This window comes from Streptomyces sp. NPDC059564, assembly GCF_042735575.1.
Lineage (GTDB): Bacteria > Actinomycetota > Actinomycetes > Streptomycetales > Streptomycetaceae > Streptomyces.
Map to the genome: position 1 here is coordinate 1 of NZ_JBHWBP010000393.1, position 6,715 is coordinate 6,715.

6 protein-coding genes are annotated in these 6,715 nt (G+C 71.1%); 4 read left to right on the plus strand and 2 right to left on the minus strand.

Annotated features, from left to right (window positions below; all coding sequences use genetic code 11):
• A partial coding sequence (locus tag ACFV0Q_RS36210) for an NADH:flavin oxidoreductase (protein WP_385011464.1) occupies positions 1 to 1,132 on the minus strand: 1,132 nt, incomplete at its 3' end.
• 220 nt (positions 1,133 to 1,352) lie between these two features.
• On the opposite strand from ACFV0Q_RS36210, the gene ACFV0Q_RS36215 reads away from it, so the two are divergent.
• The 4 genes from ACFV0Q_RS36215 (at position 1,353) to ACFV0Q_RS36230 (ending at position 4,294) form a co-directional block, all read left to right on the plus strand.
• Entirely contained in the window at positions 1,353 to 1,856 is a 504-nt protein-coding gene (locus tag ACFV0Q_RS36215) for a MarR family transcriptional regulator (protein WP_385011473.1), read from the plus strand.
• A 345-nt stretch (positions 1,857 to 2,201) separates the two neighbouring features.
• Entirely contained in the window at positions 2,202 to 2,720 is a 519-nt protein-coding gene (locus ACFV0Q_RS36220; RefSeq protein ID WP_385011465.1) for a MarR family winged helix-turn-helix transcriptional regulator, read from the plus strand.
• Positions 2,721 to 2,866: 146 nt separating this feature from the next.
• Positions 2,867 to 3,340 carry a hypothetical protein gene (locus ACFV0Q_RS36225; protein ID WP_385011467.1) on the plus strand — a complete coding sequence of 158 codons (474 nt, stop codon included), beginning with the start codon at positions 2,867 to 2,869 and terminating at the stop codon, positions 3,338 to 3,340.
• A gap of 87 nt (positions 3,341 to 3,427) precedes the next feature.
• Positions 3,428 to 4,294: an NmrA family NAD(P)-binding protein gene (locus tag ACFV0Q_RS36230; RefSeq protein WP_385011469.1), complete on the plus strand. Its 867-nt coding sequence runs from the start codon at positions 3,428 to 3,430 to the stop codon at positions 4,292 to 4,294.
• A 677-nt stretch (positions 4,295 to 4,971) separates the two neighbouring features.
• On the opposite strand, the gene ACFV0Q_RS36235 is transcribed toward ACFV0Q_RS36230, so the two are convergent.
• Positions 4,972 to 6,615: an FAD-dependent oxidoreductase gene (locus ACFV0Q_RS36235; RefSeq protein WP_385011471.1), complete on the minus strand. Its 1,644-nt coding sequence runs from the start codon at positions 6,613 to 6,615 to the stop codon at positions 4,972 to 4,974.
• Positions 6,616 to 6,715 lie beyond the last annotated feature (100 nt).

Below are 6,715 nucleotides of genomic sequence, written 5' to 3' on the forward strand. Positions count from 1 at the left end.
CCAACCAGATCAACAACACCAAAGACGACGCGTCGTACGGCTTCAGCTCGTCGAAGCGGTTGCCGAGGACCTTCGCCGCCCACTGCGGGTCCTGGAGCAGCGCCCGGCCGACGGCGACCATGTCGAACTCGTCGCGTTCCATGCGGTCCAGGAGGTTGTCGATGTCGCCGAGCGCCGCACCCTCGCCGGCGAAGGCACGGATGAAGTCCCCGTCGAGGCCGACCGAGCCGACGGTGATCGTCGGCCGGCCCGTGAGCTTCTTGGTCCAGCCCGCCAGGTTCAGGTCCGAGCCCTCGAACTCCGGGAGCCAGTAGCGCCGGGTGGAGGCGTGGAACGCGTCGACGCCCGCCGCCGCCAGCGGGGCCAGGATCGCCTCCAGGTCCTCCGGGGTCTGCGCGAGCCGTGCGTCGTAGGCCTCCTGCTTCCACTGCGAGTAGCGGAAGATCACCGGGAAGTCGGCCGGGACGCGCTCGCGGACCGCTGCCACGATCTCCGCGGCGAACTTCGTACGGGCCACCGCGTCGCCGCCGTAGGCGTCGGTGCGGCGGTTGGTCCGCTCCCACAGGAACTGGTCGAGCAGGTAGCCGTGGGCTCCGTGCAGTTCGACGCCGTCGAAGCCGATCCGCTCGGCCTCCGCGGCGGCGTCGGCGAACGCGCCGATGACGTCGTCGAGGTCGGCGCGGGTCATCGCCTTGCCGGTCCCCTCGGTGCCGTCGACGCGGATGCCGGAGGGGCCGACGGCGGGGGCGTCGGCGTACGGTGCCTCGCCCTGCTTGCGCACCATGCCTATGTGCCACAGCTGGGGCACGATCGTGCCGCCCGCCTCGTGCACGGCCGCGGCGACCTTCGCCCACCCCGCCAGCTGGTCCTCGCCGTGGAACCGCGGCACCCGGTCACTCTGCCCGGCGGAGTCGTGACCGACGTAGGTGCCCTCGGTGACGATCAAGCCGACACCCGCGGCGGCCCGGCTGGCGTAGTACGCCCGCACGTCCTCGCCGGGCACGCCGCCGGGGGAGAACATCCGCGTCATCGGCGCCATCGCGATGCGGTTGGGGACGGTCAGGCCGTTCAGCTTGACGGGCCGGGACAGGATCTCGGCCGCGCGGGAGGCGGTGGACGTGGTGACGGTCATGCGGGTCCTCCGGGTTGAGGCTGTGGCTCGTCGGGTGACAACGAGAAGTGCATAGTACACATGTTATGTATCATGCATATTGCGGGTCCGGCCGTCGTGCGGCGCCGCCCGCCGGCCGAGCCGTGCAGGGGCCCGCCGGTCCCCGGGTTCACAGGTCCGCGATAATGGAGCGCCGGAAGGAGCGGGAGGCGCAGTGCTGGAGAAACTGGAACGGGAGCTGATGCTGCTCTCGCGACACCAGGTGCTTGCCCGGCGCGAGCGCGACCCCGAACGCCTGGAGCGGTCGGCGTACCTGCTGCTCAGCCGGATCGACACGCAAGGCCCCATGTCCATCGGGCAGTTGGCTGAGGCCTTCGGGCTCGATACCTCGACCGTGAACCGCCAGACGGCCGCGCTGCTGCGTTGCGGACTGGCCGAGCGCGTCGCGGACCCGGACGGCGGCATGGCCCGCAAGCTGCGCATCACCGTCGAAGGCGGGAGCAGGCTCGCCGAAGACCGTGAGGTCAACCGGTCCTGCCTGGCCCGGGTGGTCGCCGACTGGTCCCCTGAGGAGGTACGGGAGCTGGCGGACGTCCTGGTCCGGCTCAACCGCAGCGCCGAGGCCCTCGAAGGACGGTACTGGCCGCGCACGGAGGACGGCGACACCCTCGCCACATGCCACCCTCCGGTCCCGCACGGATCCCCGACTCCCGCTCCGCAGGAACCCGCGACTCCCGCCCCGTAGGCACACCCACGGCCCGCCCCGTGGAAACGCCCGCGCATCGGGCGGCGCCCAGGCCCCGGCGAACGGCCGCGCCCCGGTCGGCCTGCTGCCGATTCCGATCAGTGGCGTTGCCCATCCCGGCCAGGCATCGCGCTCGGTCGGGCGATCGGCTTTGCCGCCGGGAGCCGTCAACGTTTGCCGGTCACCGCTGGAAGCGCTCCGCCAGCGAAGGCGCCGACAGCCACCGCCAGGACCAGCTCGGCGCCGTCACCGACTCCGCGGCCGCCCCGGACGCGCACCGCTCGGCGATGTTCCGTAGATCGGAGCACCTTGACAGCCCAAGTGATTAGCCGCCATATTATCTGCATGACGAGGGACGACATCGACGGCGAGGCACCCACGCTGGACCAGGCCAGGCGCCAGCTCGAGCACTACGGCCTGGAGGTCGATCCGCAGGCGGTGCTGGTCGCGGTGCGGCTGATCTCGGCGGGCGCGAGGGTCGGCCGGGCGGCAGAGGCGCATTTTGCCCGGTTCGGCCTGTCGACGGGGCGCTACCGCCTGCTCGCCGACCTCGAAGACCACGGCGGCGAGAAGTCCCCCTCACACCTCGCGGCCGACCTCGGTGTCTCCAGGGCCACGGTCACCGGCCTGCTGGACGGCCTCGAACGCGAAGGCCTGATCGCCCGCCGCCCGTCGACGGAGGACGGCCGGGGCACGGTGGCCATCCTGACCGCGCGCGGTGCGCAGCGCCTGCGCGACATGGCGTCCGAGCATTTCGGGCGGCTTGAGGCGATGGTGGACGGGCTCTCCGTCGAGGAGCGCGCCGTGTTCCTGGATCTGCTCGCCCGCGTCGTGCGCGGCAGTGCGGCCCTGACCGCCGACTGACCCGGCCCTCAGCCGGTTTGGCCCCACCCTTCGAGTGGGGCCCTTTTTCCGAGGTAATAGTTAGCTGCCTAATTAAATTGCGGGCAGAGCCGACCCACCCCGCCGCATCCCTTCGCTTCCCTCACACGAACGAGAAAGAGGCCAGCATGCCTGCAACGAAGGACAGAACCAACCGAAACCGGGCAGCCTCCCGGCCATCCCGGCCGTTCACCCTGTGGCGCGAGGTACTGACCGCCTACGCCGCCCCCGCGCTGATGGCCGGTACCGCCGGAGTCGTCACCGGGCAGCAGGACCTGGCCGTCGCCGCCTGCACCACCATCGCCGGCACCTCCGCCGTGGTGGCGTTCCTCGTCGGAACCTGGCTGCGGCACGGCGGGCAGCCCCGGCGGTGGACCACCACCACGCCGCGCGTCGCCCTGACGGCCGCACTCGTCATCACCACCGCCGGCACGGCTGCCCTGCTGGGATGGTTCACCGCCCAGTGGATACCCGCCCACACCCCGATCCCCGCCACCCCGTGGCTGGAGCGCCTGCGCATCGATCTGCCCGTCTCCGCAACCCTCGCCACCACCATCGTCACCCTGCGCTGGCGCAGCACCACCACAGCATCCCGGCCGTAACCCGCGCCGGCACCGCACCGGACCCACCCGACCGAGCCAACCCCGGCAGCACCCGCCGCCGGGAAGTCACCAAGGAATGAGCACCCGTTGATCGTTGTCATGGGAGCGACCGGAGCAACCGGGAACGCCCTGCTCCACAGCCTCCTCACACTCGGCGCACCCGTCCGCGCACTGACCCGCACCCCGCACGGGCCGATCCCCGGTACCACCGGCGCACACCAACCGCCCGTCGAGGTCCAGTACGCCGACGCCACCGCCCCCCACTCCCTGCGCACCGCGTTCAAGGGCGCCAGCCAGCTCTTCCTCGCCATGGCCAACAGCCCCGAACAGGTCGAACTCGAAACCCGCGTCATCGACATCGCCGCCCACGCGGGCATCGGACACATCGTCAAGCTCTCCGCACCCGCCGCCGAACCCGACTCCCCGGTCGCCATCTCCCGCGGACACCACACCGTCGAGGAACACCTGCGCGCCAGCGGCCTCACCCACACCATCCTGCGCCCCTACGCGTTCATGCAGAACCTCCTGCGCCTGGCCCCCACCGTCGCCCAGGGCGTCATCCTCGGCACGACGGGCGACGCACCCTTCAACCACATCGACTGCCGAGACATCGGCGACGTCGCCGCCGCCGCCCTCACCAGGCCCGGCATCGCCGGCGGCACCTACACCCTGACCGGACCCGAGGCCGTCTCCTACCCCGAGCTCGCTTCACGACTGACCACCCTGACCGGCCATCAGACCCGCTACGTCAACCTCACGCCGAACGAACTGCGCGGCAACCTCATCCACAACGCCCACATGCCCGCATGGCTCGCCGACCACGTGACGGAGATCCAGCGACTCGCCATGGACCGGCCTGAAAGCCCCACCAGCACCGTGATCGACATCCTCGGCCGCCCGCCCCGTACCCTCGACGCCTTTCTGCACGAACACCACGCCTACTTCCGCCGATAAGACGCAACGCCGGTGACCTCGAGGGCCAGGACGTGCGCATCGCGTCCGTCGGCCAGGTATCCGCCATCTGCTCCGCGAACCGCACGATGAGGCACCTGTCCGTCCTGGACATCGCCCGGCTCGGATGGCCACCGCGGCAACGCCCCGGCCCCGGCATGTGCCGGGGCCGGGGCGTCTCGATCGTAGCCGTCAGCATGGGGGACGACGACCGTGCGTCGAGATCCCCGAGGAATCCGGAGGTTCCCGGGCCGCCTGATGCCTGCTTCCAACCCGTGGCTGCCGAGTGGGCCGTTCAGGCGGGCCAGGTGCCGAGTGCGTGGGCGAGGCGGTTGCTCTCCTCGCGGGTGATGCCCTGGGCGAGGCGAGTCCCACACCGCGGACTCATGTACCCGTCACAGTGCGGGATTCCGAGGAACGGCTCTTGGTTGCCGGAGAGCGGAGACGCGGCGGGAAGCGTCCATTCAGCCGGCTCCCACAAGGGGTGGTCGGCGAGCAGCGCTCCCGCGAGATGCGGGGCCAGCGCTGTGGGTACGCCCGCCTGCGCCAGCGCGCCGCCGAGTCGGCCACATCAGGTAGGCCGCCCAGAACCCCGGCAGCGCCAGCAGCTCCTCCCCTGCGACGACCGGGGTGTTCTCGTATCGCTCCATCAGCACGGCCGGGGTCTTCCGCCGCGCGGTCTAGGTCAGGGCGGCGATGACCTCGCGTGCCGCGCGTTCGCCCTCGGTGGCGCCGCCTTCCATGAAGCCCTGGAAGTCGTAGCTACAGTGCTCGCCGCCGATATGGACGTTGCCCTGGGCGGTGCCTTCGTAGCGGGCGTAGCGGTGGAGGTAGCCGGTGGGCCAGTACGAGTAGGCGCCGAGGGAGTAGGGGTTGCGGTGCCAGGCCGACAGTTGGGCGCGTCCGTTCCAGGCGCTCTTGGTGCCGGGGAAGAACGCGTCGATGCCGGTGAGCATCCGGGTGGCGAGGGTGCGTACGTAGGGGTCGGTCTCGGTGGCGAAGGGGGTCGCGGGGGTGAGCGCGCCGGCCAGGGTGCCTCCCCCGTACTGGAGCAGGATGCCTCCGTTTCCGGGTTGGACCTTGGTGGTGTCCCAGGTCTGCTGGACGTCGGAGTCGGTGAAGCAGTCGCCGGCGGAGACGCCGGGCCAGGGGCCGGTACCGCGCCAGGGCCGGCTGGTGAACTGCATGTTGAGCTTGGTGCAGTAGCCCATGCGGGCGTCGCGCAGGAGGTTCCTCATGAGCGGGTCGAATCCGGCTGCGCTGAGGTCGATGCGCTGGAGTACGGGCAACGGCAGGCACAGGACGGTGTGGTCGGCGGTGACGGTGCGGGTGGTGCCGGACTCGTTGAAGGTGAGGGTTTGGGTCCCGTCGGCGTTGGCTCGGACGGCGGTGAGTTCGCGGCCCATCAGCAGGGAGCCGGTGGGCAGGGTCTGTGCGATGGCGTGGGGAAGCTGGTCGTTGCCGCCGGTGATGTGGTAGCGCTCGTCGGACAGGCCCCAGACGTTGAAGTGTCCGGGGTTGGGCTGGTAGCCCATGAGGAGGACTAGGGCGAGGGCGGACTGGTCAACGGTGTCGGCGCCGTATTCGACGTTGTAGGCGACGTCGATGAACTGGCCCAGGCGTGAGGTGTGGCCGCCGGGGACCCGGGTCTCGATCCACTGGTGGAGGGACATGTTGTCCAGGGCAGTGCCGGTGGGGGTGGTGGTGTTCCAGGTGACCTCGCCCGCCTCCTGCAGATCGCGGTGCAGGGCCTGGTAGACGGCCTTGAAGTCTTCGTCGGCCTGGGCGCGGGGGTAGTAGGCGCCGTCGAACCAGAGGACTTCTTCGGCTCCGTTCGGTCCGCCGCCGAGGAAGTCCTCGGCGGACAGGTTGAAGCGGCGGCAGAGTTCGAGGATCTTCTTGTGGCTGGTGTCGATCAGCTCGCCGCCGATCTCGGAGGTCTGGCCGTAGGCCCAGTGGTCGCGCTGGGTCCACATGCGGCCGCCCACGCGGGTGGGGTTGGCCTCGTAGACGGTGCAGGCGATGCCCGCGTCCTTGAGGGTGAGGGCTGCGGTCAGGCCGGCGATGCCCGCGCCGACGACGGCGACGCGGGGGTTGCCCGTCGGCGGCTTCTTGCCGTCCAGTGCCGGTGCGGTCTCGGCCCGCGCGGGCGCGGTGACGGAGGCACCGGCCAGGGCGGTGCCGAGGCCGAGGGCCGCGGCGCGCTCCAGCAGGGCGCGGCGGCTCAGGCCCCGTACGTCGGCGGCGGGCAGGGACAGCCGGCGGGCGGCCGCGTGTTCGGCGGCGAGTCGCCTCAGGGCGTGCATGACGGAGGTTCGGGCCATGGTGGGTGGCTCCCGGGGTGTCAGACGTTCGCGGCGGAGGGGGAGGCGGTCTCGGTGCCGGGGTCGGCGCGTTCGGTGGCGTCTTCCAGGACGATCCGGC

Bases quoted from the DNA above. Each gene is read 5' to 3' on its own strand.
- ACFV0Q_RS36235 (WP_385011471.1), bottom strand. From the start codon at position 6,615: ATGGCCCGAACCTCCGTCATGCACGCCCTGAGGCGACTCGCCGCCGAA.
- ACFV0Q_RS36215 (WP_385011473.1), top strand. From the start codon at position 1,353: ATGCTGCTCTCGCGACACCAGGTGCTTGCCCGGCGCGAGCGCGACCCC.
- ACFV0Q_RS36220 (WP_385011465.1), top strand. From the start codon at position 2,202: ATGACGAGGGACGACATCGACGGCGAGGCACCCACGCTGGACCAGGCC.
- ACFV0Q_RS36225 (WP_385011467.1), top strand. From the start codon at position 2,867: ATGCCTGCAACGAAGGACAGAACCAACCGAAACCGGGCAGCCTCCCGG.